General features: G+C 70.3%; 25 protein-coding genes. 14 read left to right on the plus strand and 11 right to left on the minus strand.

The genetic code is table 11. The annotated features are described in order from the left end of the window. Positions 1–396 (minus strand): family 1 glycosylhydrolase (locus tag QN152_09290; GenBank protein MDR7539705.1); only part of this gene is annotated, 396 nt, incomplete at its 3' end. A 111-nt stretch (positions 397–507) separates the two neighbouring features. On the opposite strand from QN152_09290, the gene QN152_09295 reads away from it, so the two are divergent. Then, positions 508–1,266, plus strand: coding sequence for a hypothetical protein (locus tag QN152_09295; protein MDR7539706.1), 759 nt, complete (start codon positions 508–510; stop codon positions 1,264–1,266). Here the strand turns inward: QN152_09295 and QN152_09300 are convergent. Further along, a complete protein-coding gene (locus tag QN152_09300; protein MDR7539707.1) occupies positions 1,250–1,846 on the minus strand; it encodes a nucleoside-diphosphate kinase in 597 nt (198 codons plus the stop codon). The genes QN152_09295 and QN152_09300 overlap by 17 nt on opposite strands. A 161-nt stretch (positions 1,847–2,007) precedes the next feature. Here QN152_09300 and QN152_09305 point away from each other — a divergent pair, with 161 nt between their 5' ends. After that, complete coding sequence (locus QN152_09305; GenBank protein MDR7539708.1) at positions 2,008–2,181, plus strand: hypothetical protein; 174 nt, start codon at positions 2,008–2,010, stop codon at positions 2,179–2,181. Positions 2,182–2,339: 158 nt separating this feature from the next. On the opposite strand, the gene nth is transcribed toward QN152_09305, so the two are convergent. Beyond that, entirely contained in the window at positions 2,340–3,122 is a 783-nt protein-coding gene (gene nth / locus QN152_09310; protein ID MDR7539709.1) for an endonuclease III, read from the minus strand. Positions 3,123–3,198: 76 nt separating this feature from the next. On the opposite strand from nth, the gene QN152_09315 reads away from it, so the two are divergent. Further along, positions 3,199–4,278, plus strand: coding sequence for a Xaa-Pro peptidase family protein (locus QN152_09315; protein ID MDR7539710.1), 1,080 nt, complete (start codon positions 3,199–3,201; stop codon positions 4,276–4,278). Positions 4,279–4,323: 45 nt separating this feature from the next. On the opposite strand, the gene QN152_09320 is transcribed toward QN152_09315, so the two are convergent. Next, on the minus strand, positions 4,324–4,956 hold the full coding sequence (locus QN152_09320; protein ID MDR7539711.1) for a TetR/AcrR family transcriptional regulator: 633 nt from the start codon (positions 4,954–4,956) through the stop codon (positions 4,324–4,326). Between the two features lie 233 nt (positions 4,957–5,189). Between QN152_09320 and arcC the strand changes: the two genes are divergently transcribed. Beyond that, on the plus strand, positions 5,190–6,131 hold the full coding sequence (gene arcC / locus QN152_09325; protein ID MDR7539712.1) for a carbamate kinase: 942 nt from the start codon (positions 5,190–5,192) through the stop codon (positions 6,129–6,131). Between the two features lie 97 nt (positions 6,132–6,228). Here arcC and pucD read toward each other — a convergent pair whose 3' ends face one another. Genes pucD through QN152_09345 form a run of 4 tightly spaced genes read right to left on the minus strand, consistent with a single transcriptional unit; the run spans position 6,229 to position 11,362 of the window. Next, a complete protein-coding gene (gene pucD / locus QN152_09330; protein MDR7539713.1) occupies positions 6,229–8,634 on the minus strand; it encodes a xanthine dehydrogenase subunit D in 2,406 nt (801 codons plus the stop codon). Further along, positions 8,631–9,998: an 8-oxoguanine deaminase gene (locus QN152_09335; protein MDR7539714.1), complete on the minus strand. Its 1,368-nt coding sequence runs from the start codon at positions 9,996–9,998 to the stop codon at positions 8,631–8,633. The genes pucD and QN152_09335 overlap by 4 nt, the downstream gene beginning before the upstream one ends. Positions 9,999–10,022: 24 nt before the next feature. Continuing rightward, positions 10,023–10,496: a (2Fe-2S)-binding protein gene (locus QN152_09340; protein ID MDR7539715.1), complete on the minus strand. Its 474-nt coding sequence runs from the start codon at positions 10,494–10,496 to the stop codon at positions 10,023–10,025. Then, entirely contained in the window at positions 10,496–11,362 is an 867-nt protein-coding gene (locus QN152_09345; GenBank protein MDR7539716.1) for an FAD binding domain-containing protein, read from the minus strand. Before QN152_09345 ends, QN152_09340 begins: the two co-directional genes overlap by 1 nt. A 93-nt stretch (positions 11,363–11,455) precedes the next feature. Here QN152_09345 and QN152_09350 point away from each other — a divergent pair, with 93 nt between their 5' ends. The 4 genes from QN152_09350 to QN152_09365 all read left to right on the plus strand — a co-directional run bounded on the left by QN152_09350 (position 11,456) and on the right by QN152_09365 (position 16,208). Then, a complete protein-coding gene (locus QN152_09350; GenBank protein ID MDR7539717.1) occupies positions 11,456–12,967 on the plus strand; it encodes an ABC transporter ATP-binding protein in 1,512 nt (503 codons plus the stop codon). Continuing rightward, the gene (locus QN152_09355) at positions 12,964–14,115 is read left to right on the plus strand and encodes an ABC transporter permease (protein ID MDR7539718.1); all 1,152 of its coding nucleotides are present in this window, start codon (positions 12,964–12,966) and stop codon (positions 14,113–14,115) included. The genes QN152_09350 and QN152_09355 overlap by 4 nt, the downstream gene beginning before the upstream one ends. A gap of 3 nt (positions 14,116–14,118) precedes the next feature. Then, positions 14,119–14,982 (plus strand): ABC transporter permease, encoded by an 864-nt coding sequence (locus QN152_09360; protein MDR7539719.1) that lies wholly within the window; start codon positions 14,119–14,121, stop codon positions 14,980–14,982. An 80-nt stretch (positions 14,983–15,062) separates the two neighbouring features. After that, entirely contained in the window at positions 15,063–16,208 is a 1,146-nt protein-coding gene (locus QN152_09365) for a BMP family ABC transporter substrate-binding protein (GenBank protein MDR7539720.1), read from the plus strand. A 139-nt stretch (positions 16,209–16,347) separates the two neighbouring features. Here the strand turns inward: QN152_09365 and QN152_09370 are convergent, their stop codons facing one another. Together QN152_09370 and QN152_09375 are read right to left on the minus strand one after the other, a co-directional pair. Then, complete coding sequence (locus tag QN152_09370) at positions 16,348–16,929, minus strand: phosphoribosyltransferase family protein (GenBank protein ID MDR7539721.1); 582 nt, start codon at positions 16,927–16,929, stop codon at positions 16,348–16,350. 69 nt (positions 16,930–16,998) lie between these two features. Further along, positions 16,999–18,513: a pyridoxal-dependent decarboxylase gene (locus tag QN152_09375; protein ID MDR7539722.1), complete on the minus strand. Its 1,515-nt coding sequence runs from the start codon at positions 18,511–18,513 to the stop codon at positions 16,999–17,001. A 104-nt stretch (positions 18,514–18,617) separates the two neighbouring features. Here QN152_09375 and ade point away from each other — a divergent pair, with 104 nt between their 5' ends. Beyond that, positions 18,618–20,333, plus strand: a complete 1,716-nt coding sequence (gene ade / locus QN152_09380; GenBank protein MDR7539723.1) for an adenine deaminase — start codon at positions 18,618–18,620, stop codon at positions 20,331–20,333. Here ade and QN152_09385 read toward each other — a convergent pair. Next, entirely contained in the window at positions 20,323–20,577 is a 255-nt protein-coding gene (locus QN152_09385) for a hypothetical protein (GenBank protein MDR7539724.1), read from the minus strand. The two genes, ade and QN152_09385, sit on opposite strands and share 11 nt — an antisense overlap. 347 nt (positions 20,578–20,924) lie before the next feature. Between QN152_09385 and QN152_09390 the strand changes: the two genes are divergently transcribed. From QN152_09390 to QN152_09410, 5 genes are read left to right on the plus strand one after another with little or no spacing between them, the layout of a single operon-like run. Further along, positions 20,925–21,281, plus strand: coding sequence for a hypothetical protein (locus QN152_09390; GenBank protein ID MDR7539725.1), 357 nt, complete (start codon positions 20,925–20,927; stop codon positions 21,279–21,281). 37 nt (positions 21,282–21,318) lie between these two features. After that, a complete protein-coding gene (locus tag QN152_09395; protein MDR7539726.1) occupies positions 21,319–21,699 on the plus strand; it encodes a metallopeptidase family protein in 381 nt (126 codons plus the stop codon). After that, positions 21,700–23,388, plus strand: coding sequence for a signal peptide peptidase SppA (gene sppA, locus QN152_09400; protein MDR7539727.1), 1,689 nt, complete (start codon positions 21,700–21,702; stop codon positions 23,386–23,388). It abuts the gene before it with no gap. Then, a complete protein-coding gene (locus QN152_09405; GenBank protein ID MDR7539728.1) occupies positions 23,385–24,206 on the plus strand; it encodes an MBL fold metallo-hydrolase in 822 nt (273 codons plus the stop codon). The genes sppA and QN152_09405 overlap by 4 nt, the downstream gene beginning before the upstream one ends. Further along, positions 24,184–25,569, plus strand: a complete 1,386-nt coding sequence (locus QN152_09410) for a glycerate kinase (protein ID MDR7539729.1) — start codon at positions 24,184–24,186, stop codon at positions 25,567–25,569. Before QN152_09405 ends, QN152_09410 begins: the two co-directional genes overlap by 23 nt. Positions 25,570–25,586: the final 17 nt, after the last annotated feature.

A 25,586-nucleotide genomic window follows, 5' to 3' on the forward strand; every position in this document is an offset into this window, starting at 1 on the left:
AGGGAAGGTGAAGTGGTGCAGGGTGACCATCGGGGTGATGCCGCGCTGCCGCAGCCCGGCCAGCATCTGGCGGTAGCGAGCCAGCGCCCGGCCGTCCCACCGCCCCGGCTGGGGCTCCAGGCGGCTCCACTCGATGGAGAGACGGTGCGCGTTCTGGTGCAGGGCGGCCATGCGGTCAAAGTCCGCTTCCGCCGCCCGCCACCAGTCGCAGGCCAGCCCGGAGCGGTGCCCGCAGGCAATGCGTCCGGGCTGCTGCTCCCAGGCCCACCAGTCGTTGTTGGTAGTGTTACCTTCTACCTGGTGGGCGCTACTGGCAGTGCCCCAGAGGAACCCCGGCGGGAAGGGGAGCAGGGAGGGAGAGCGGTGCAGGTCATGGAATGGGTGCCTACGCCTCATGGGTGGGCCGGGATGCCAATCCCTACCTGCCTATCTCTTGCTTCCTGCATGCGCCCCATCTCCAGCAGGTCTCCCGTTCGCGTCACCTCCCTCACGCGGTGAGGAGACGGGATGTCCAGCCACTTCGCTTGCATCGGGTTCCCCGTCCGCGAGATGCACGAGTACACGGCCCTGATGCGGACCGCGGCGGCCCGCGGGGAGCGCCTGCCCCTGCCCGGGGGCGGGGCGTTAGTGCGCTGGGAGGTGGGCGGTGGGCCCGAGATCTGGGTGCTGGCCGACGCCCGGGGAGAGGTGGTAAACGCCACACCCTTCTACCATACCGGCACATGGCTGCGTGTGGCCATCACGGCGCATGGCGAAGATGTCGACGAGGCGGCGGAAGGATGGCTGGAGGGCTGGGTGGAGCCGGCGGAGGCCGACGAGCCCCTTTCCGGGGCCTTCCCGGTGCGCATCGACCTGGTGAACTTCGCTCTGGCGCGGACACACCTGCGGGTGGGCGCAGTGGTGCCCGTGGAGTTCTGCGGCATCGCCCATGAAGCAGCGCTCTATCCCGACGCTGCCGCTTACGGGGCGGCCAGTCAGGCGCAGTACCGGCCGCCCATGCGCTCGTTCCTCTCCGTGGCGCACTTCGCCGCCGACCAGCCGCCGGGGGAGCCGGAAGCCACAGCACTGATCTCCGGCGTGGTGGACGAGGCCCGCCTGTTGACCAACGGCGAGACCGGGGCGTCCTACTGGCGCCTGGGCGTGGCCACCGAGCGGGTCACGGTGTGGGTGCTGGCCGACGGGGAGACCCTGCCGGTGGAGCCGCACAGCGGCAACATCATTGCCGCCTCCTGCTGGATCATCGGCCGGGTCATTCTCCCTGGATGAGGACCTCGTCCACCCGCCGGTAGGTGAAAAGCTCCTCCGGACGGAACCACAGGCCGATCTCGAAGTCCGCCTCCTCCACGGTGCCGGAAGCATGGATGAGGTTGCGCACGGGACGGCGCTGCAGGTTGGCCACCGTGGGCGAGTCGATGGAGAAGTCGCCGCGGATGGTGCCCGGGGCGGCGCGGAACGGCAGCGTGTCGCCCACGAGCTTGCGCGCCGTGCCCACCGCCTGAATGCCCTCCAGGACAAAGGCCACCACCGGGCTGCTGGCCACATAGTCGATGAGCCAGCGGCGCACAGCCCGGCCGATGGCCAGCGGGTCGTCGCTCCCGGTTTGCTCCTTCACGTCCAGCCCCGCGGCGGCAAAGGCCTCCCGGGTCTTGCCGCCCAGGGTCCGCAGGAAGTCCTCGGTCTTGGGGTAGTGCTGTTCCAGGAAGTCGGGTGTCGGCTGCACCATCTTCAGCCCGATGATCTTCAGACCGGCGCGCTCGAAGCGGCGCAGCACCTCACCCACCAGCCCCCTCTGCACCCCGTCGGGCTTGATGAAGATCAACGTGCGTTCATGTCGGACCCCAGGCATGCCAGCCTCCCTTGCACGTGGGCGCGTCCGCGTCACGCGCTTCCCTGCGCCGGGCGCAGACTCCTGCCGCCCCCCGGGCGTGCCTCTTCGTTCTGTCCCCACCACGTGTGTATGCGACGACGGTCCGTCGTCGTTTACACATGTGGTTGCATCGGGAGCAGATGCCGACCGGAGGGGTCGGCGGCGGCTGTGAACCGGCTGTGGTGGTGAAGCGCCGGGAAACCGTCTTCACCCGCCGCCTGCCCCGCTGGTACCGCCGTCACGGGCAGGACCTGCCGTGGCGCCGCACACGGGCTCCCTACCGCATTCCGGTCTCCGAGGTCATGCTGCGATAGACTCAGGTGGAGCGGGTGGTGCCCAAGTACCGGGAGTTCCTCCGGCGCTACCCATCCATCCGCCACCCGGCCCACGCGCTGACGGATTTCGGGGCGGCGGTATGCGCGGCGGGCTGTCCCCGGTGCTCTGCTTGCCCGATGCAGAAAATCTGCCGCAGCTAACCCCGCCTGGCCCGTGCAGCGCTCACGCGGCCACCCCGCCGCGCCCCCTGAGCGGAAGCCCGTTGGGCTGCACGCCGGGGCCCCGGCTGGCTCATCCACGGGGGCGCGCCCCGGTAGGTGGCCGAAGGGCAGAGAGGGTTCAGCGGGCAGGCTGGACAGCGGGGGTTTCGCGCCGTGCAAATCTCCCGGCCCAGGAAGATCAGCCGCAGGGAGAAGGCGGTCCACTCCTCGCGGGGCACCAGGCGCATCAGATCTTGCTCGATCACGTCGGGATCGTCCGACCCGGTGAGGGCCAGACGCTGGCTGAGGCGACGCACATGAGTGTCTACCACAACACCCGGAACGCCGTAGTAGCCGCCGAGGACGACGTTGGCCGTCTTCCGCCCGACGCCCTCCAGCTGCAGCAAGTCCTCCATGGTGCGCGGCATCTCGCCGCCGAAGCGCTCCACCAGCGTGCGCGAGGCCGCCATAATGGCCTTCGCCTTCTGCCGGAAGAAGCCGGTGGGCCGGATGAGGGCTTCCAGCTCCCGGGGGTCGGCGGCGGCGAAGTCCGCCGGCGTCCGGTAGCGCTGGAAGAGGAGCGGGGTCACCTGGTTGACCCTGGCGTCCGTGCACTGCGCGGAGAGGATGGTGGCCACCAAGAGCTGGAAGGCGTTCTCATGGCGCAGGGGGATGCGTGCCTGGGGATAGTGCTGCCGCAACCTGGCAGCGATCTTCCGCGCCCGGGCGCGTGCGGCTGGGAGAGCCTCGCGGGTGGGCAGACGAAGGGGTTCGGGCACGGCTCTATGCTACTCCGGGGGAGGGGGGACGGCAAAGGAGCAGGGATCCCGGAAGTCGACGGGCAAAATCCTTACCATGATGTCCCGCATCGAGCAGGCTCGCAGGCGGCTGGAGGCCGAAGGAGGCGGCGTGCTGGTGCTCCCTCCGGGCGACGATCTCTTCTACCTCCTGGGCTACACTCCTCATCCCGACGAACGTCCCTGCTACCTCTTCCTCAGTCCGGAAGAGGTGCTCTTCCTGGTGCCAGAGCTGAATGCCGCCGAGGCGGCCCCGCACGTGCCGTTCCCCACCATCACCTACGCCGACGCCCAGGGTCCCCGCGCCGCGCTGCGGGAGGCGCACAGGCGTCTGGGCGCGCCGCCGCTGGTCGCCGTCGGGGATACCATGCGCGCTGACGCCCTGCTGCTGCTCCAGGAGCTGTGGCCCCAGGCCCGCTTCATCCCCGGGGGGCGGGTGATGGCTCCCCTGCGCATGGTCAAGTCGGCGCAAGAGATCGCCGCATTGCACCGGGCCGCCGCCACGGCGGACGCGGCCGTAGAGGCCGTCTTCACGGCTGCCGGCCCTGGCATGCGGGAAGCCGACCTGAAGCGGGTGGCTGAGGATGCGTTTTACGCCGCAGGAGCGCAGGAAGTGCCTTTCGCCATCATCGCGGCGGGAGCCAACTCTGCCTTTCCGCACCACTCCACCTCAACCGCCGTGGGCAGGGCAGGAGACCCAATCCTGGTGGACCTGGGGAGCCGGGTGGACGGGTACATGTCCGACATCACGCGGATGGCCTTTCTGGGGCCACCCTCCGCGCGCTACCGGGAGATTCACATGCTGGTGGAGGAGGCCGTGCGCGCCGCCCTGGAGGCGATCCGGCCGGGAGTCCCCATCCGCGAGGTGGACCTGGCAGCGCGGCGGGTGATCGAGCGGGCCGGCTACGGGGACCGCTTTACGCACCGCACCGGCCACGGCATCGGCGTATCCGTGCACGAAGCACCGTCTGTCACCTGCACGAACGAGCAGGCCCTGGAGGCGGGGATGACCTTCAGCGTGGAGCCGGGGATCTACCTTCCCGGGGAGTTCGGCGTACGGCTGGAGGAGATTGTCGTGGTCACCGCCCAGGGCCCGCAGATCCTGAGCCGCCTGCCCCGGGAAGTGCGGGTCCTCTAGGGTGGTGGCTGCCGCGGAGGATCAGGAACCGAATGTGCGGCGTCATCACCGGCGCCGTCTACGTGGGACCGCGGTTGGCCGCCCGCCCGTCTCCACCGCACCGATGCTGCGCAGCAGCAGGGAGCGCAACGCGGGGAGCCGCGTGCGGAGGTCCTCCCCCTCCCCCACCAGCCACTGCGTAATCACCTCGACCAGGGCGCCGAACCAGGCCCGGGCCGCCAGGGCGGTGTCCTGCGGGGGAATAGATCCCTCGGCCACGGCACGGTCCAGGTGCCGCTGAATCACAGCGGCAAACCGGCGGTGGATCTCCAGTCGCTTCTGCTCCAGCTCCGGCCCCAGGCCCACTGCCTCCACCAGCAGAATTCGGGCCAGCTCCCGCTGTTGGGCGGCGGTCTCCAGAACCACCCGCAGCGCCGCCTCCACCTTGGCCAGCGCTCCCCGTTGCGCGGCGATAGCCTCCTCCACGCTCTGCTCCACCATCCCTGCCAGCGTCTCCATCAGGGTGACGAAGATCCCCCGTTTGCTGGAGAAGTAGTGGTAAAACGCACCTTTGGAAGTGCCGGAGGCGGTTACGATGTCGTCCACACCGGCGCCGTGGTACCCCTTGGTGGCGAAGACATCGATGGCCGCAGCCAGCAGGCGGTCGCGCGTGGCGCTCTCTGCGGTGGAGCCGGCCAGGAGTCACCCTCCGGGGCAAATCAGGTGTAGACCGACGCGTCGGTCTCGACCAGACGATACTAGAGGAGAGAGGGGCCGGTCAACTTCACCGCGCAGGCACGGCGTCTGCGAGCGGACGACCGGCAGGCCGCACAGACGCCCGGCGGAACGCTGGAGGGAGGGGGTGACGGGCCGTAGAAGGGCAGGGAATGATTGCTGCGGCGGACGCGATCCGCGCGCGCCCAGGAGGCGTTATGGGGAGACTGGCAGTTGTGGCCATCGGCGGCAACTCGTTGATCAAGTCACCGGAGCGGCAAACGGTTCCCGACCAGTGGGAGGCGATGGCTGAGACCGCGGAGCACATCGCCGCCATGATCGCTCAGGGGTGGGACGTGGTCATCACCCACGGCAACGGCCCCCAGGTCGGCTTTATCCTGCTGCGCTCGGAGCTGGCCAGTCATGTGCTGCACACTGTGCCGCTGGACGTCTGCGGCGCGGACACCCAGGGGGCTATCGGGTACATGGCCCAGGTTACCCTGGACGAAGCCCTGCTGCGTCGGGGGGTGCGACGGCAGACGGCCACGGTGGTCACCCGCGTGGTGGTCGACCAGGCCGATCCGGCGTTTCAGCATCCCACCAAGCCCATCGGGCCCTTCTACACCGAGGAGCAGGCGCAGCGGTACCGGACAGAGCGAGGATGGGTGGTCAGGGAGGATGCGGGCCGCGGCTGGCGGCGGGTGGTCCCCTCGCCGCAGCCGCTGGAGATCGTGGAGACCGCGGCCATCCAGACCCTGCTCGCCGCGGGATTCATCGTGGTGGGCGTTGGCGGCGGAGGGATCCCGGTGGTGCGGGAAGCCAACGGGAGGCTGCGCGGCGTGGAGGCGGTGATCGACAAGGACCTGGCCAGCAGCCTGCTGGCCCGCACCATCAAAGCCGACCTCTTCCTCATCTCCACGGCGGTGGAGCAAGTGGCCCTGAACTTCGGCAAACCCGGGGAGCGCTTCCTGAAGCGGATGACCCTGGAAGAGGCCAAGCGCTATCTGACCGAGGGGCATTTCCCGCCCGGCAGCATGGGCCCCAAGATCCAGGCGGCGATCGACTACCTGGAAGCCGGAGGCAAGGAGGTGCTTATCACCGCCCCCGAAGCGCTGGAACGTGCTCTGGCCGGCGAGACGGGCACGCGGATTGTGCATTGAGCGGAGGAGGGCGGCAGAGCGTAGATGTGCTGCGTGGGGGCGCAGGTTCCTGCCTCCGGCGGTGCTCAGGCCAGGTCGGCTGATGTCAGCCCGACAGCTACCCGGGGCCACGCATAAGCGTGGCCTGTCCGGCTGCCAGGCCCGCATAGTAGGGAATTGGTTCCGGTCCGGGGACCTGGGGTGAGGGGGGCGGGCCTGCGGAGGTGCGGGGCGGGGCCAGACCGATCAGGTCGTCCGGCCGCACAGGGACCCGGTTCAGCTCGCGGCCGGTGGCGTCGCGCAGTGCGGCCAGGATGGCGGGTGTGGAGACGATGGCGGACATCTCTCCCACCCCCTTGGCTCCGTAGGGGGCGTCCGGGTCAGGGTCCTCTACCAGGGCGGAGACTACCGGTGGCATATCCAGGACGGTGGGGATCAGGTAGTCGGTGAACGAGGCGTTCCGAATCCGGCCTTCCTCCAGCTGCAGCTCCTCCATCAGAGCAAAGCCCAGCCCCTGGGCGGTCCCGCCCTCGATCTGCCCGGTAACTCCCTGAGGGTGCAGCGCCCGTCCCACGTCCTGAGCCCCGGCGATCTGCACCACGCGGACCAGACCCAGTTCCTCGTCCACCTCCACCACGGCCCGCTCGGCGGCGAAGCCGAAGGCCACATGCGGCTCGCCCTGGCCGCGCGCGTCGATGGGGGTGGTGCGTCGGTGGTGGTAGACGCGCGTCTGCTCGATAGGCGGCTCCAGGAACTCCTCTACGGGGGCCAGGGGATCGCCCGCAGCCAGCACCATCCCGCCTTCGATGTCCAGGGGCTCCCGGAGCGGCCGACCTTCCGTCTGCGCCAGGCGGCGGACGCGGGCCAAGAGCTCCTCTTTCACCGCGCGACAGGCCAGCTGCACGGCGCCGCCGGACATCACCGTCTGCCGCGAGGCCGAGGTGGATCCGGCGGAGCCCACCTGCGTGTCCGGCGGGTGGAGCACCACCTGCTCGATACCCAGCTCCGTGCGCGCCACCTGCAGCAGGATGGTGTGGATGCCCTGCCCCACCTCGGCGGCGGCACTGTGCACTTCGGCCACCGCCCCACCCGGACCGCGGAAGAGGCGCACCCGGGCCTCCGCCGAGTCGTCAAAGCCGCCGCTGTAGGCGATGTTCTTGTAGCCCACAGCGAAGCCGACCCCGCGCCGCAAGCGCTCCCCGCGGGAGACGTTGCCTGTGCCCCCGGGCAGGAAGATGGGATGGCGCCCCTGCGGCGGTTCCTCCGGGGGCAGGGGAATGGCGGCGCAGCGGCGGATCACCTCGCGCACCGGAGCACTGCCCCGGATGACTTGGCCCGTGGGCAGAACGGAGCCGGGGGCCAGAGCGTTCCGCAGGCGCAGCTCCACGGGGTCTATACCCAGCGCCCGGGCCAGCTTGTCCATCTGAGCCTCGTAGCCGATGGCCGCCTGCACCGCACCAAAACTGCGCATGGCCCCGCAGGGCGGGTTGTTGGTGTAGACGCAGGTGGCCTCGATGAGCGCGTTGGGGACCTCGTACGGCCCCGTGGCGAAGGTGGCGGCGTTGTGAATCACCGCCGCCGAGGAGGAGGCGTAGGCGCCTCCGTCCAGGACTATCCGCGCGTAGACGTTGACCAGCCGCCCGTCGCGCCGCGCGCCGTGTCGCATCCAGATGCGGGCGGGGTGGCGGTGGACGTGACCGAGGAAAGATTCTTCCCGCCCGTAGGACATCTTCACCGGCCGGCCCGTACGCAGGGCCAGCAGGCAGGCATGGATGTGCATGTGCACGTCCTCACGGGAGCCGAAGGCGCCGCCCACTCCGGCCAGGTGCAGGCGGACTTTTTCCGTTGGCAGGTTGAGGCAGGGGGCGATCTGCTCCCGGTCCACGTGCAGCCACTGGGTGGCCACGTAGAGGTCCACCCCACCATCGGGCGCCGGGATGGCCAGCCCCGCCTCGGGGCCCAGGGGGGCCTGGTCCTGCATCCCCGTCTCATAGTACCCCTCCACCCACACCTCCGCCTCCGCGCCGGGGTTGCCGTGCTCGATGCGGATGTGCCGCAGGACGTTGCCGAAGTCGTGAACCCGGGGAGCATCGGGCCGCAGCGCCTGCTCCATGTCGGTGACGGCGGGCAGAACCTCGTAATCCACCACGATCTTCTCCGCGGCGCGCCGTGCCGACTCCGGGTCGATCGCCGCCAGGACGGCCACGGGCTCCCCGGCGTAGCGCACCCGTTCCCAGGCCAGCACCGGCTGGTCGGCGAACTCCAACCCGTAGGTCTTCTTGCCAGGAACATCCTCTGCCAAAAGGACAGCGGCCACTCCCGGGTGGGCCAGCGCGGCGGCGATGTTCACGGAACGGATGCGTGCGGACGGGTAGGGGCTGCGCAGGGTGTGACCCCAGAGCATCCCCTCCGCCCACAGGTCGCTGCCGAACAGGAACTGCCCCTTCACCTTGGGCACCCCGTCGACGCGGCGGACGCTTTCGCCCACCACGCCGCGGGTGCGACGCACGGTGCGCACGCTCACCTGACCACCCTCCCCGCACCCCCGGCGATGCGCCGGGCCAACCTGCGCCCCGCCGCGGCAATCTCCGCCTCATCGACGCCGACCAGTCTGCCGGCACGCACCACCGGGCGGCCCTCCACGAACAGGTGGTGGACCCGGGGCGGGCCGCAGAAGAGCAACGCCGCCACCAGGTCCGCCTCCGCCCCGGCGAAGGCCAGCCCGTCCACAGGGAAGAGGGCCACGTCGGCGCGCTTGCCTGGTTCCAGCGAGCCGACATCCTCCCGCCCCAGGCAGGCCGCTCCCCCGCGGGTGGCGATCCGCAGCACCTCCCGAGCGGTGATGGCGGCAGCGCCGTGCACCCGCTGCACCAGGAGACCCAGGCGGGCCTCCGCCAGGAGGTTCCCACTGTCGTTGGATGCCGAGCCGTCTACGCCCAGGCCCACCGGCGCCCCCGCGTCCAGCAGCGCCCGCACCGGGGCCACACCCGAGCCCAGGCGGAGGTTTGATGCCGGGCACCAGGCCACCCCTGTGGCGGTGCGGGCAAATGTGCTCACCTCGGAGGGGTTGACGTGCACACAGTGCGCCAGCCAGACGTCGGGTCCCACCCACCCCAGGTCCTCCAGGAGCTGGACCGGCCGCCGCCCGAAGGTGGCCTGGCAGTATGTCTCCTCCTCCATCGTCTCGGCGATGTGGGTGTGCAGACGCACCCCCAGGCGCCGCGCCAGCTCCGCAGATTCCCGCATCAGCCGCGGTGTGACCGAGAAGGGCGAGCAGGGGGCCACGGCCACGCGCACCATGGCCCCCGGCCGGGGATCGTGGAAGCGGCGCACCGCGTCTTCGGTCTCCGCCAGCGCGGTCTCCGTGTCCTCCACCAGGCTGTCCGGGGGCAGCCCGCCCTGCGCCTCCCCCAGGTCCATGGAGCCGCGGCAGGGGTGGAAGCGCAAGCCGATCTGCCGTGCCGCGTCGATCTCCGCCTGCAGCAGCCCGGGGCGGCCGGGGGGAAAGATGTAGTGGTGGTCGGTGGTCGTGGCGCAGCCGGAGAGGGCCAGCTCGGCCAGGCCCACCCGCGCCGCGGTCAGCACCCACTCCGCATCCAGCCCGGCCCACACCGGGTAGAGCGCCCGAAGCCAGCCGAAGAGGCCCCGGTCCTGAGCCCGCACGCGGGTCAGCGCCTGGTACAGGTGGTGATGGGTGTTGACCAGTCCGGGCAGGGCCACGGTGCCACGGCCGTCCACCCGCTCCGCCCCCTCCGACCGCGGAGGAGCCCCACCGCCCACCCAGGCGATCACCCCCTCATCCATGAGGATGGATCCCCCGGCAATCTCCGTCCCGGCGTCGTCCATGGTGGCGACGACCTCGCAGTGCTCGATGAGAATCCGGCTCACCTCCGAGCTCCGGGGTCCTGTCCCTCAGGTGGAGTTTTCCCGCATCCGCTCCGCCGCCAGGTGCACGGCATCCAGGATCTTCACGTAGCCGGTGCAGCGGCACAGGTTCCCGGAGAGGGCCTCCCGCACCGTGGCCTCGTCGGGGTGGGGTTCGCGGCGCAGCAGGTCGGTCACGGCCACCACCAGTCCCGGGGTGCAGAAGCCGCACTGCACCGCGCCGGCTTCCAGGAAGGCTTCCTGCACGGGGTGGAGGCGCTCGTCGGCAGCCAGGGACTCCACCGTCTCCACCTCCCGCCCGTGCGCTTGCGCCGCCAGCACCAGGCAGGCACAGACCAGCTCGCCATCCAGCCAGACGGAGCAGGAGCCGCACTCCCCCTGCTCGCAGGCGTTCTTGGAACCGGGCAGCCCCAGGTGCTCGCGCAGCATGTACAGCAGGCTGGACCCGGGCCAGACATCCGCGGTGCGCCACTGTCCGTTGACCCTGGCCTTCACCAGCATCAGCCTCTCCTCTCCTGCAGCGCCCATCCCAGCGCCCGCCGCGCCAGTACCGCACAGGCGTGCCGGCGGTAGGCGGCCGTTCCCCGGACGTCGTCGATCGGTCGGGCCGCCGCGGCCACCCGCTGGCCGAACTCCTCAAGGACCGGCCCCGGTAGGGGCGCCGCCGGGTCGTCCCACACCCCGGCGTCCTCCAGCGCACCGGAGGCGTAGGCCTCTGCCGCCGGGGCACGCAACACCGTCGGCCCCACCGAGCCCAGGGCCACGCGCACCTGCCGCCTCTCCTCGTCCACCACCAGGCAGAGGCTGACCACGGCGATGACCATGGCATTCCGCGGCCCCACCTTGGAAAACGACCCGGGGCCCCGGCTGATACGCCAGCGTGCCCCCAGGATCAGCTCCGCCGGCTGCAGCGCCGTCTGCTTAGGCCCCACCAGGAACTGGTCCCAGGGCAGCGCCCGGGTCTGCCCGCCGGCCCGCCCCAGCAGGATCTCAGCATCGTAGGCGGCCAGCACCGGCAGGGCGTCGCCGGCCGGCGAGGCGGTCCCCAGGTTCCCGCCCACCGTCCCCCGGTTGCGGATCTGGGGCGAGCCCACACTGCGCGCCGCCTGCGCCAGAGGGCGGAACTGCGACAGCTCCCGCAGGATGCGGGTGAAGGTCACCCCCGCGCCAAGGAAGAAGACGCTGTCCTCCCGCCGCCACCGCGCCAGCTCGGGCAGGCGGCAGATGTCCATCAGGGCTTCGGGCCGCTGGCGGCCGAAGTTGAGCTCCACCATCACGTCTGTCCCTCCGGCGATGGGCACGGCCTCCGGCCGTTCGGCCTTCATCTCCAGGGCTTCCTCCAGGGTACGGGGCAGCAGGACGTCCATGGCTGCGGTAACGCTTCAACAGGCGCCTTCGGCTCCTCCTGCTGCTTGGAGGCTGCCCACAGCAGGAAGGAGCGGGGAAGGGGGGAGAACCCTGTGCATGTGGAGGCCTTCCTCGTCCTCCGGAACATCACCAAGACGTTTCCCGGAGTGGTTGCCAACGACCGCGTCACCCTGGAGGTGCGGCCGGGAGAGGTGCACGCCCTGCTGGGTGAGAACGGCGCTGGCAAGACCACCCTGATGAGCGTCCTCTACGGGATCTACCAGCCCGATGCGGGTGAGATCGTGTTGCGGGGCCGCTCCGTGCGCATCCGCTCCCCGCACGATGCCATCACCCGGGGCATCGGCATGGTCCCCCAGCAGTTCCTCCTGGTACGCCGGCACACGGTGGCGGAGAATGTGGCCCTGGGCCTGGCCGGGACGCCGCCGCTCTTTCCGGCACGGCAGGTGCAGCGGCGAATCGAAGAGCTGGGACAGCGCTACGGCCTGCTGGTCGACCCCCGGGCACCCATCTGGAGCCTTTCCGTCAGCGAGCAGCAGCGGGTGGAGATCATCAAGGCGCTGCTGCGGGGCGCAGAGATCCTCATCCTGGACGAGCCTACCAGCGTCCTCACGCCGCAGGAGACGCTGGGGCTCTTCGCCGTACTGCGGCGGATGAAGGAGGAAGGGCATGCCGTCATCTTCATCACCCACAAGCTGGACGAGGTGATGGCCGTCGCAGACCGGGTGACGGTCCTGCGGAAGGGGCGGGTGGTGGATACGGTCCCGGTGGCCCAGACGGACAAGCGGGCCCTGGCCCGGATGATGGTGGGCCGCGAGGTCGAGTTCCGCCTGCCCAAGGCCCCTGCTGCCACGGACGGGGAGGCGCTGGGCGTGGAGGACCTCTGGGCGCGCAGCGACCGCGGCCTGCTGGCCCTGCGCGGGGTCTCCTTCAGCGTGCGTCGCGGAGAGATCCTGGGGATCGCCGGTGTGGCGGGCAACGGGCAGCGGGAGCAGGTGGAGGTCCTGACCGGGTTGCGGCGGGCGGAGCGGGGCCGGGTGCGGGTGCTGGGCCGGGATGTGACCAACCGCTCGCCCCGCGAGATCTTCGAGGCGGGAGCGGCGCACATCCCCGAAGAACGGGTGCGCATGGGGATCGTGCCGCGGCTCTCCGTGGCCGAGAACTTGGTCCTGCGTCAGTACCGCTATCCTCCCTTCTGTCGCGGGCCGCTCCTCGATGCGGAGGCGATCCTGGACTTCAGCCACCGCATGATCGCCGAGTACGACATCGCCACGCCCTCCGCGCGCACGCCCGCTCGAGCCCTCTCCGGGGGCAACATCCAGAAGCTCATCCTCGCCCGCGAGCTCTCGGGGGAGCCGGGGCTGGTCATCGCCGCCCACCCCACCTCCGGTCTCGACGTCAGCGCCACCGAGCAGATCCACGCCCTCCTGCTGCGGCGCCGCCAGCAGGGGGCCGGTGTCCTGCTGGTCTCGGAAGACCTGGACGAGATCCTGGCGCTTTCGGACCGGATCGCCGTCATGTTCGGCGGCGAGATCGTGGGCACCGTGGCCGCGACGGAGGCAGACCGCGAGCGGCTGGGGCTGATGATGACGGGGCAGCGCGCATGATGCGGGTGGGCCCCCTGGAGATCGAGCGGCGACCTGATCCGCCGCTGCCCTGGGTCCTGGGCGTCTCCCTGCTGGCCATCCTGGCGGCCATGGCCGCAAGCGGGGTGATCTTCTGGAGTCACGGGGTGGAGCCGCTGCGCGCCTACGGGGTGATCATCCGGGGGACGCTGTTCAACCTGCGGGCGCTGCCCGAGGTGGTGCGCTTTGCCATCCCCCTGCTGCTGGCCGGGGTGGGGCTGGTGCTGGCCTTCCGGGCGCTGTTTTGGAACATAGGGGCGGAGGGCCAGATCCTGGCCGGCGCCACGGCGGCGACGTGGGTGGCGCTCTTCTCCCCGGTGCCCGACCCCCTGAAGCTGCCGGCCATGTTCCTGGCCGGGTTCCTGGGTGGGGCGGCCTGGGGCTTTCTCCCGGCCCTGCTCAAGCTGCGCCTGGCGGTGAACGAGGTCATCTCCACGCTGATGATGAACTACATCGCTATTTACCTGGTCTCGTGGCTGGTGCACGGACCGTGGAAGGGGCCCCAGATGCGGGGCTTCGCCTTCACCGACGAGTTTCCGCCGGCTGCGCAGATCCCCTTGCTCGCCGGCACCCGCATCCACTGGGTGACCCTCCTGGTGGGCATCGCCCTGGCCGTGGCTTTGGCCTTCATGCTGGCCCGCACCCGGCTGGGTTTCGAGATCCGTGTCCAGGGGGAGAGCCTGGATGCCGCGCGCTATGCTGGCATCGACCCCACCCGCACCACGCTCCTGGTGATGCTCCTGGCCGGCGGGGCGGCGGGCCTGGCCGGCGTGGGCGAGGTGGGCGGCATCCACCACCGCCTCCTGGACCCGAACCAGGTCTCCCTGGGGTTCGGCTACGCGGCCATCATCGTCGCCTGGCTGGCCCGCGGCAGTCCCATCGCCGCCATCCTCACGGCAATGTTCCTGGGCGTGGTCTTCACCAGCGGCGACGTGATGAAGGTGGCGCTGCAGATGCCGGCGCGGGTGACCGATGTCTTCAACGGCTTGATCCTCTTCTGGCTGATCGGCAGCGAGCGCCTCCTCTACTACCGTGTGCGCTGGGCGCCGCGGCGGGAGGTGCCCGCGCCGCTGCCCGTGGCCGACGCCGGGGCAGACCCGGGTACGAGGTGGGACGCGGGCGAGGAGTAGCCTATGGAGGAGTGGGTCCTCAACACCATCATCCGGGGGCTGGCCCTGGGCACGCCGTTGCTGTGGGCGGCGCTGGGCGAGGTCTATGCCGAGCGCTCCGGGGTGGTCAACCTGGGCGTGGAGGGCATGATGATCCTGGGCGCGTTCTCCGCCTTCGCCCTGGCGCAGACCACCGGGAGCCCGCTAGTGGGATTGCTGCTTGCCGCCGGAGCCGGCGCAGCCGCGGCTCTGGTGCACGCCTTCGTCACCATTACCCTTCGGGCCAACCAGTACGTCTCCGGGCTGGCTCTGACCATGCTGGGCCTGGGGCTGTCCGCGTTGCTGGGGCGGCGCTGGGAGGGACTCCCGCTGCTGGAGACCCTGCCCGAGGTCTCAGCCTTCACCTACCTCAGCCTGCTGCTGGCGCTGGCGCTGTGGTTCGTCCTTTACCACACCCGCTGGGGCATGATCATCCGCTCCACAGGCGAGGCCCCGGCTGCTGTGGACACCCTGGGCATCAATGTGGCCCTGGTTCGTTACCTGACCGTCGTCTTCGGGGGCGCACTGGCCGGGGTGGGCGGAGGGTTTCTCTCTGTGGCCTACCGCCCCTCCTGGACGGAGGGCATGACCAACGGCCTGGGGTGGATCGCCATCGCCATCGCCATCTTCGCCTCCTGGGACCCGCTGCGGGCGGTGGTCGGCGCGTTCCTCTTCGGTGCGCTTTTCCATCTCTCTTTCCGCCTGCAGACCTGGGTGGCACCGGAGCCGCTGCAGATGATGCCGTTCGCCTTTACCATAGTGGTGTTGGCCGCCGCGGCCCGCCGCGGCGGGCGGGCGCAGGGCGCCCCCGAGGCGCTGGGCGTGCCCTACGTGCGGGGGGAGCGGTAGCAGGAGGGAGGTGAGAGGAGACGGTGCGTGTGCGGCAAGGCGTTGAGTCCGGGAGCAGAGGGAGGATGACGATGCGCTGGATGAGGACAGTTGCACTGGTGGCGCTGATGCTTCTGTTCGCCGCAGCCGGGCCCGGCCTGGCGCAGGCCAAGCTCAAGGCCGGGTTCATCTACGTGGGCCCCATCGGCGACTACGGCTGGACCCACGCCCACGACCAGGGGCGGCGGATCGCCGAGCGGACCCTGCCCATCGAGACCCTCTACGTGGAGTCGGTGCCGGAGGCCCAGGTGGAGCCGTTCATCGAGAAGCTGATCCAGCAGGGGGCGAAGGTGGTGTTCACCACCAGCTTTGGCTTCATGGACGGCACCCTGGCCATGGCCAGGCGGTACCCGAACATCATCTTCGGGCACGCCAGCGGTTTCAAGCGCAACCGCAACATGTTTACCTACATGGCCGACTTCTACCAGGTCTACTACCTGAACGGCCTGATGGCCGGCGCCCTCACCAAGAGCGGCAAGATCGGCTATGTGGCGGCCTTCCCCATCCCCGAGGTGAAGCGGCACCTGGGGGCGTTCGCCCTGGGCATCCGGGCGGTCAACCCCACGGCCACAGTGCATGTGCGCTGGCTCTTCTCCTGGTTTGACCCGGCGAAGGCCAAGGAGGCCACCGAGGCGCTGATCGCCGAGGGGGCCGATGTTTTTGCCTTCACCGAGGACTCGCCTACGGTGATCCAGGTGGCCGCCAAGAAGGGGCTACCCAGCTTCAGCCACTACTCCCCCATGCAGCGGTTTGCCCCGCAGCACGTGATCTCCGGCCAGCTGGTGCACTGGGAGGTCATCTACATCGACTTCCTGCGGAAGGTGCTGGCGGGCAAGTACACCGCCGACAACCTGCAGGACGTCGACTACTGGTGGCTGCTGGCGGAGAAGGCGGTGGAGCTGGGCGGGGCGTTCGGGGTGCCCATCAACCCGGTCTGGGCGCCCAAGCTGCAGGCCGTCAAGGTGAGCACTCCGGAATTCGGGACGATCTCCGTGTACGACCTGGTGATGCGGCGCCTGGCGCAGATGTCCCGGACGCCCGTGGCCTTCGATCCCTTCACCGGACCCATCCGCGACCGCAAGGGCGTGCTGCGCGTGCCCGCGGGCAAGACCATGACCGTGCTGGAGCTGACCACCATGGAGTGGGCGGCGCCGGGCATCGTCGGCCCCTGGCCGAAGGAGCCGTAAGCGGACCAATCGCGGCGGAGGCAGCGGCGGGCGGCCTGGACCTGGCCGCCCGCTTCCTGCCGGTGCATGACAGTGGCCAGGATTGGTCCGTTCCTTCCGATTGGACACTCCTCGGGTCTGTGGGGCCGGCAAAGCCAGTCTAAGCGGATTCCGGCTCCGGCAGCAGCTTGAAAATCGGGAGGATTCCCAGGTTCTGGATGTCGGGTACCTCCTCCCCCTCCAGCAGGATCGCCGCCTTGGCCACGACGTTGCCCCCCGCCTGAGCGATCAGCTCCAGCATGGCCCGCATGGTCTCGCCGGTGCTGAAGATGTCGTCCACCACGGCCACGCGCCTGCCGCGCAGCTTCATGGCGTCCCGTCCGTCCATATACAGCTCCTGCTCCGTCTTGGCGGTGATGGGCTTGTAGCGGACCATGAGCGGTGAGAGCATGAACGGACGGATGCGCCGCTGGCAGACCACGTAGGGCTTAAGCCCCAGGTAAGTGGCGATGGCGTGGGCCAGGGGGATACCCTTGATCTCCGTGGTCACCAGGATCTCCGGATCGTTCAGCCGGGGCGCCAGCAGCTTGGCCGCGCGGTCAATCACCTCGGTGTCGCCCAGGCTGTAGTAGTAGGCGATCCAGGTGTCGGGAGCCACCTGGATGAGGGGCAGGGTGCGCACCATGCCGGCGACCTCCAGGTCGTAGGCGGGCTGGCCGCGGAAGGGCAGAATGTGAGCCATAGGTCACCTCGGTTGCTCAACGATAACGCCACACCGCACCCACGACCATGGCCGGTGTGGCTCAACGGCTTATTCCTTCCCGGAGGTGGGGGCCGTTTCCTCCACGCGGCCGCGGCGCGCCGCGTGCAGCCGCTGGGCGTGTTCCACTAGCAGCTCCCAGGCCAGGCGCACGTGCGTCTCAGTGGTGCGCAGGTTCCCCACAGCCAGCCGCAGGGTGAATCGGCCTCCCAGCCGGGTGTGGGACAGGTAGGCACGACCTGTAGCGTTGACGGCGTCCAGCAGCGCGGTGTTAAGGGCATCCAGATAGGCTTCCCGCTCGTCGGCGCTGCCCTTCAGGTCGGAGGGGCGCGCCCGGAAGCAGACGACGCTGAGTGGGGCGGGGGCCATCCGTTCGAAGTCGGGGTGCGCGTCTACCCAGGCGGCGAAGGTCTGCCCCAGGCGGATGTGCTGGCGCAGGCGGGCGACCAGCCCCTCCCGGCCGAAGTAGCGGATGACCATCCACAGCTTGAGGGCACGGAATCGCCGTCCCAGCTGCACCCCGTAGTCCATGAAGTCCCGCACCCCGGCCTGCTCCGCTTCGGCGGTGCGCAGGTACTCCGGGACCAGGCTGAAGGCGCGGCGCAGCAGGTCAGGTCGTCGGCAGAAGAGCGCGCTGCAGTCGATGGGGGTAAACAGCCACTTGTGCGGGTTGATCACCACCGAGTCGGCCCGGGCGCACCCGTCCAGGACCCAGCGGAACTCGGGGACGATAGCCGCCATCCCGGCATAGGCGGCGTCCACGTGCAGCCACAGCCCCTCCCGGGCACAGGTCTCGGCGATGGCGGGGACGGGATCCACACTGGTGGTGGAGGTGGTGCCCACTGTGGCCACCACGCAGAAGGGCCTCCATCCAGCTGCGCGATCCTCCTGGATGGCCTGCGCCAGCGCCCCGGCGTCCAGGCGGAAGGCGGGATCGGTGGGGATCTTACGCACCCCCTGCTGCCCCAGTCCCAGGATGATGGCCGCCTTCTCAATGGAGGAGTGGGCCTGCTCGGAGGCGTAAAGGCGCAGGCGCGGGCCTCCGGCCAGCCCCTCCTGGCGCACCGGGTACTCCTCTACCGCCTCCCGCGCCGCGGCCACGGCGCAGAGGCTGGCCACAGAGGCGGTGTCCATGATGATGCCAAACTGCGGTGGCAGGCCCACCAGCTGCCGCAGCCAGTCCAGGGTCACCTCCTCCAGCTCCGTGGCCGCGGGAGAGGTTTTCCAGAGCATGGCGTTGACGTTGAGCGCCGCCGCCAGCAGCTCCCCCAGAATCCCCGGAGCCGATCCGGTGATGGCGAAGTAGGCAAAGAAGGCGGGATGGTTCCAGTGGGTCAGGCCGGGGACGACATGCCGCTCGAAGTCCGCCAGGATGGCGTCCATGGGCTCGCCGTGCTCCGGCGGGCTGGCCGGCAGGGCACGGCGCAGCCACCCCGGTGCCGTGCGCGCCAGGACGGGATAGCGCTCGGGGTGGGCCAGGTAGTCGGCGATCCAGTCCACGGCCCGGTGTCCGAAGTGGCGGAACTCCTCCGGGTGCATGTCCGCCGCTGGAGCTGTAGCTGACATGGGGTCTCCCTCCCTGCGGGGTCTCCTCAACACTTTTCGGCTCCCATCCTCCTGCGCCTCCTTCCCACGCAGGAAGCCCCGTCGGCGGCAAGGAAGGTGAGGGTGTGGACCTCTCCCGGCTGATCCAGGTGGCCCGGGGCCTCCAGCCCGCCGACCTTCTGCTGCGCCACGCCCGGGTGGTGGACCTGTACAACCACGAGATCATCGAGGCCGACGTGGCCATCGTGGAGGAGCGCATCGCCGGCATCAGCACCATCCCCGGCGCCTACCGCGGCCAGGAGAGCCACGACCTGAAGGGAGCCTACCTGGCCCCCGGGTTGATCGACGGGCACGTGCACATCGAGAGCGCCATGGTCAGCGTGCCGGAATTCGCCCGCGCCGTCGTCCCCCGTGGGACCACCACCATCGTGGCCGACCCACACGAGATCGCCAATGTCCTGGGAATGAGCGGCATCCGCTACATGCTGCAGGCGGCCAAGTACAACCCCCTCAGCGTCTTCATCATGGCTTCTTCCTGCGTCCCCGCCGGCCCCATGGAGAGCGCCGGGGCGGAGATCACGGCCTACGACCTGGAGACCTTGATGCAGGACAAGTGGGTGCTGGGCCTGGCTGAAGTGATGAACTACCCCGGACTGCTGGCGGGGGACGAGGAGGTGCTGGCCAAACTGCGGGCTGCCGGCCGCCGGCCCGTGGACGGCCACGCCCCGGGAGTGCGTGGCCTGGACCTCAACGCCTACGTTGCCGCCGGGGTGGGGTCGGACCACGAGTGCACCACGGTGGACGAGGCCAGGGAGAAGCTGCAGCGGGGCATGGTGGTGATGATCCGCGAGTCGACGCCAGCCCGTAACCTGCGGGACCTTCTGCCGCTGGTCACCCCGCAGAACGCGCGCCGTTTCGTCTTCTGCACCGACGACCGCAGCCCCATCCACCTGCTGGAAGAGGGGCACATCGACTCCATGGTCCGACAGGCCATCGACCTGGGGCTGGATCCCTTCCTGGCTCTGCAGATCGGCAGCCTGAACACAGCGGAGTACTTCGGCCTGCGCGACCGGGGCGCGGTGGCTCCGGGGAAGCTGGCCGACCTGATTGTCTTCGACGACCTGCTGGCCCCGCGGCCGCGGCTCGTCTACCGGCTGGGCCGCCTGGCGGCGCGCGATGGTGAGCTGCTGCCCTACGACCGGCCGGAGCGGCTGCCGGCGCTGCGCGGCTCCGTCAACGTCCCCCGGGCCACGCTGCACTTCCGCATCCCCGCCCGCGGCCGCCGCATCCGGGTGATCGACGTCATCCCCGACCAGATCGTCACCGCGGCCGGGGAGGCAGAGGTCACCATCGCGGACGGCGAGGCGGTGGCCGACCCGCAGCGGGACCTGCTCAAGCTGGCGGTGATCGAGCGACACACCGGCAGCGGGCGGGTGGGGTTGGGCTTCGTCCGGGGCTTCGGGCTGCGCCTGGGGGCGCTGGCCTCCACAGTGGCGCACGACGCGCACAACATCATCGTGGTGGGAGCCAGCGATGATGCCATGCGGGCGGCGGTGGAGCTGATCCTGGAGATGCAGGGCGGGCTGGTGGCTGTGGCCGGACGGGAAGAAGCGCGGCTGCCGTTGCCCATCGCCGGGCTGATGTCCGACGAGCCGGTGCCAGTGGTGGCCGATCAGCAGCGGGCGCTGCTGCGGATGGCGCGGCGCATGGGCTGCCCGCTGCAGGACCCCTTCATGACCCTCTCCTTCCTCACCCTCACCGTGATTCCGGCGCTGAAGCTGACCGACCGGGGCCTGCTGGACGTGACCCGGGCCGAGCTGGTTCCTCTGTTCATCGACTAGGCGGGGGTACCTCTGCCGTCGTCAGCGCCCGGGCCGAGGGGTGGATGGTCCGGCAGGGGAGCCCAGCCTCGGCCAGCAGTTCCCGTGCAGCCTGGAGGGCCCGGGAGACGTCCTCCGCCCACACCACCAGCTTTGCCTGCAGGACGTAGCGTTTCTCCTTGTACACTGCGGGTGGGTTCACCACGGCCCGCATCACGTGGGATCTGGCGCGGCGCGCCTGCTCGATCTGTTCACCTACGCGCATGATATCTCTCTCGGCAGGGAGTCCGGGCAGTTCGCATTCAGCCACGATCTCAAACGGCTTGCCTCCCATATTCATCCCCCCGTACCTGACTGTCGCTCTGCCCCGTATGGTCAAGGGCAAAGGACCGGCCTCACCCTACTCCTCATGGTACAAGGAGCCCGCGGCCCAAACATCAGTTCAAGGGTGCATCTGGAGGGCCGCACAAACCAGAGGTGGTGCGGGTGGCCTCGAGGGTGGAGCTTCATCGGTGCTGCCGCGCCGGCTTGACCAGAGTGCTGCTTCACCACCCGACCAGACCGCGATCAGGAGCCCGGCGGCAGCGCCGCCCGGCCGGAGGAGTCGGTGCGGTGCCGACGAAAACCCCGCAGGGACCGATCCCGGCTGACGCCGTTCCGGACAGCTTGATGATCCTGGTCCGCACCTGGTTCCGCACCAAGTGGGGGGCTGCCAGCACCGTGGTGGAGCTGCTCAAGGGCATCTCGGCCACGCTGGAGCCGGAGCGCCGGGCCCGGATCTACACCGACCTCTCCGGCGAACTGTTCACGGTCACCTGGGAGACGGAGTGGCCCAGCCTGGCCGCCTACGAGATAGCCTTCGATGAGATGCGCCAGAACCAGGAGTACCGCGAGCTGATGGCGGAGATCGTCGATCTGGTGGAGACAGGAGGGCGGGAGTACCTCCTGCTGCGCTGGCCCGAGACCTGACGCCTCGCCGGGAGTCCCATCGGGGGTCGCGTGCACTGTGCCCATCCGGTTGAGCCGCGCCCGCTTCGAACGGCTGGTGGAGGAGGCGCTGGCCAGCATCCCCGAGCCGCTGCGGCAGCGCATGGACAACGTGGAGATCGTGATCGAGGCCTGGCCCACCGCGGAGCACCTGCGCACGGCGGGGCTGGAGCCGGGCGAGTGGTTGTTTGGCCTCTACGAAGGGACGCCGCTCCCCCAGCGGGGGATCACATCCGAGCCGCTGCTGCCGGACAAAATCACCATCTTCCAGGGTCCCCTGCAGGAGGCCTGCGGCTCGGAGGAGGAAGTGCGGAAGGAGGTGCGTACAACGGTCATTCACGAGATCGCCCACCATTTCGGCATTGACGAAGCGCGCCTGGCCGAACTGGGATATGACTGAATGGGCCTGATCATCGACCTGGTGGTCAACCTTCTCCGGCTCCTGGGCAATCTGCTGGTCCGGCTGGCCGGGCGTCCCCCCGACTATGTGCTCCTGGACCTGGCGGGCGCCTACCCGGAGCGGCGCACGCCCCGCCCGCGCTTCCTGCCCTTCCGCGGGGTGCTGCCTTTCGGGCTTCCGGCTCCCGAGGAGAGCCTGGAAGAGCTGCGCGAAGTGCTCGATCGCCTGGCCCGGGCCCCGCGAGTCCGCGGGGTGGTAGTGCGTCTGGGGGAGCTCAGCGCTGGCCTGGCCACGGCCCAGAGCCTGCGCGCCGCACTGCAGGACCTGCGGCGCCGGGGGAAACGTGTCGTCGCCTACCTGACCTCGGTCTCCACCCTCCAGTACTACCTGGCCACGGCGGCGGACGAGATCCTGCTACCGGAGAGCGCCGTGGTGGCGCTCACCGGGCTGCGCACCGAGGTCACCTTCCTGCGCGACGTCTTCGACCGGCTGGGCATCGCCCCCGAGTTTGACCGCATCGCCGAGTACAAGACGGCCGCCGACCCCTTTCTGCGGCGCTCCATGTCCCCGGCGCACCGGGAGATGCTGGACGCCATTCTGGACGGGCTGCTGGAGGAGATCGTCGCCGACGTGGCGGCGGCGCGGGGCCTGGAGGCGGCCGCAGTCCGCACGGCGGTGAACCGCGCCCCCCTGCCGGCGGCGGAGGCGCTGGGCCTGGGCCTGGTGGACGGCCTCCTGTATGAAGACGAGCTGCCGCGGCGCCTGGGCACGGCGTGGCGGGAGGCGGTGCTGCGGCCGTGGGTAGCTGCGCGGCGACGTATCCCCTTCCCCTACCGCTGGCCTTCTCTGCAGGATGTGGTCGCCGTGGTGGTGCTGCGGGGGATGATCGTCCCCGGAGAGAGCCGGGAGTTCCCCGTCTCCCTGCCGCTGGTGGGCCGGCACCTGTCGGGCTCCAGCACCGTCGCCCGTGCCTTCCGCGCCGTGGAGCGGGCGCGCCGGGTGCGGGCCGTGGTCTTCTACGTGGACTCCCGTGGCGGGTCGGCCCTGGCCTCGGACCTGATCTGGCGGGAGGTGGAACGGGTGAAGCGGCAAAAGCCCGTGGTGGTCTACATGGGCGACGTGGCCGGATCGGGAGGATACTACGTGGCCTGTGGGGCGAGCCGGGTAATCGCCCAGCCCGCTGCCATCACCGGATCCATCGGGGTGGTGGTGGGCAAGCTGGTCCTGGCCGACCTCTTCCGCAGGCACGGGTTGAACCGGGAGATCCTCACGCGCGGTGCGGCTGCCGCCATCACCTCTCCCTTCAGCCGCTACAGCGAAGAGGAGTGGGCCCGCGTCCGCCGTGAGATGCAGGACATCTACCGCCGCTTCATCGGGCGGGTGTCGCAGGGGCGCGCCCGAGCGATGGAGGAAGTGGAAGGTGTCGCTGGCGGGAGGGTGTGGACCGGGAGGCAGGCGCTGGCGCGCGGGCTGGTGGACGAGCTGGGAGACTTCACCCTGGCCGTGCGGCGGGCGCGGGAGCTGGCCGGTATCCCTCCCCAGCGCGAGGTCGCCGTGGTTACAGTGCGGCCGCCGCGCGCTGCGGGAATCCCGGCCTTTCCCACGACCCCGGCGGAGATGATCAAAGGCCTGCGGCAGGTGGCGGCGCTGGCTGCGGAGCGCGCCCTGCTACTGATGGCGCTGCCATGATCGCACGCGGCGGAGGGATCCTGCGGGTGCGCGTCCTGCGCAGCGGTAGCGCGGGGAATGCCATCCTGGTGGAGGCCTGTGGCACCCGCCTGCTGGTGGATGCCGGCATCCCTGTGGACCTGGTGGAGCGGGAGCTGGCGCCGCTGGGCCTGGAGGCCGCCGACCTGGATGCCATTCTCCTCACCCACGAGCACGACGACCACACCCGCGGCGCCGGGGCGGTGGCGCGCGCCGCCGGGATCCCTGTGCTGGCCAACGAGCGCACGCTGCACCAGGCGGCGCACGTCCTGGGCGCGGTGGCGACGGAGCGTTTCACCACGGGAGTGCCCTTTGCTCTGGGAGCCTTTACCGTAGAGCCCTTCCCCGTTCCTCACGACGCGGTGGAGCCGGTGGGATTCGTGCTGCAAGTGGACGGCCTGCAGGTGGTGGTGGCTCATGACCTGGGTGCTGTGGACGGTGTGCTCCAGGAGCGCCTCCCCGCGGCGGACCTGATCCTGCTGGAGGCCAACTACGACCCACGGCTGCTAGGCGTCTCCGGGTATCCCTGGTTCCTGAAGAACCGTATTCTCAGCCCCACCGGCCACCTCTCCAACGAGAGCGCGGCCCAGGCCGCGGTGTGGGCCGCGCGCGGGGGAAAGGCTCAGACGTTGTTCCTGGTCCACCTCAGCGAGGTGAATAACCTCCCTCCCCTGGCGCGGGACGTGGTGCGCTGGGCGCTGGAGCGCGAAGGGGTGACGACGACCCAGGTCTACGCGGTGCGCTCCCCCGCCGGAGGGCTGCTGTGGGAAGCCGGCCTTGAGTCTGCGCCTGTTCCCTGAGGCTTTCTTCCACGCCGGGGACTCCCCGGCGCTGCGTCGGGCGGCGGTGCGCTGCCTGCAGGCGGCGCTGCGGGCGGCCGACCCACAGGCCGCGCTGGCCCGCGCCGTGACCCTGCAAGACCATCTCCTCCGAGTCGCCGGGGAGGCGTACGATCTGAACCGCGTACGCCGTCTCTTCCTGCTGGGCGGGGGCAAGGCCGCGGCGGCCATGGCGGCGGCGCTGGAGCATCTCCTCGGCCCGCGGGTTACTGGCGGCGTGGTCAGCGTGAAGTACGGGCACACCGTGCCCACATCGCGGGTGCGCGTGTTGCAGGCGGGACATCCCCTGCCGGACGCCGCGGGTGTCGCCGCCGCGGAGGAGGTGCTGGCCCTGGCCCGGGAGGCGGGACCCTACGATCTGGTCCTGGTGCTGATCTCAGGAGGAGGCTCCGCTCTGCTGACTGCGCCGGCGGAGGGGGTCACGCTGGAGGACAAGAGCGCCGTCACCCGTCTGCTGCTGGCCGCGGGCGCGCCCATCGGAGAACTCAACGCCGTGCGCAAACACCTCTCCCGAATCAAAGGCGGCCACCTGGCGCGCGCCCTGGCCCCGGCCCGCTCCGTCGCCCTGATCCTCTCCGATGTCCTGGGGAATCCCCTGGACGTGATCGCCTCGGGCCCCACCGTGCCGGATCCCACCACCTTCGGCCAGGCCCTGGAAGTCCTGCGCCGCCGCAACCTCATGGAGGCAGTGCCGGCCGCCGTGCGGGAGGTGCTGCAGCGCGGTGCCGCCGGGCGTCTCCCGGAGACACCCAAGCCGGGCGATCCGGTCTTCGCCCTCACCCGCGCCGCGATCATCGGCGATATCCGGCAGGCCCTGGAGGCGGCGGCGGAGGAGGCGCGCGCACAGGGATTCCGCCCCGTGTTGTTGTCCGCATCCATCGAGGGAGAAGCCCGCGTCGTGGGCGCCGCCCTGGGGCGGATGGCCAGGGAGGCGCGCGCCGGTCGCTTCGGTCCGCCTCCTGTCTGCCTGCTGCAGGGAGGCGAGACGACGGTGACCGTGCGGGGCCAGGGGCGGGGCGGGCGGAACCAGGAGGTGGCGCTGGGCGCGGCGCTGGAGGTCGCCGGGATGCCAGGAGTGCTGGTCCTCTCCGCCGGCACCGACGGCACCGACGGCCCCACCGATGCCGCCGGCGCAGTGGCGGACGGGACGACCCTGCGGCGGGCTGAGGCGCTGGGGCTGGACCCGCACGACGCCCTGGCTCGCAACGACGCCTACCCGTTCTTCGCCGCGCTGGGGGACCTGCTGATTACCGGCCCGACCCTGACCAATGTGAATGACCTGATGCTGGTGCTGGTGGAGGACCCACACGCCCGGAGCGCTTAATTGACGCTGCAGATGGC

It is taken from the genome of Armatimonadota bacterium (genome assembly GCA_031459715.1).
In the GTDB taxonomy this organism is placed as follows: domain Bacteria; phylum Sysuimicrobiota; class Sysuimicrobiia; order Sysuimicrobiales; family Humicultoraceae; genus Humicultor; species Humicultor tengchongensis.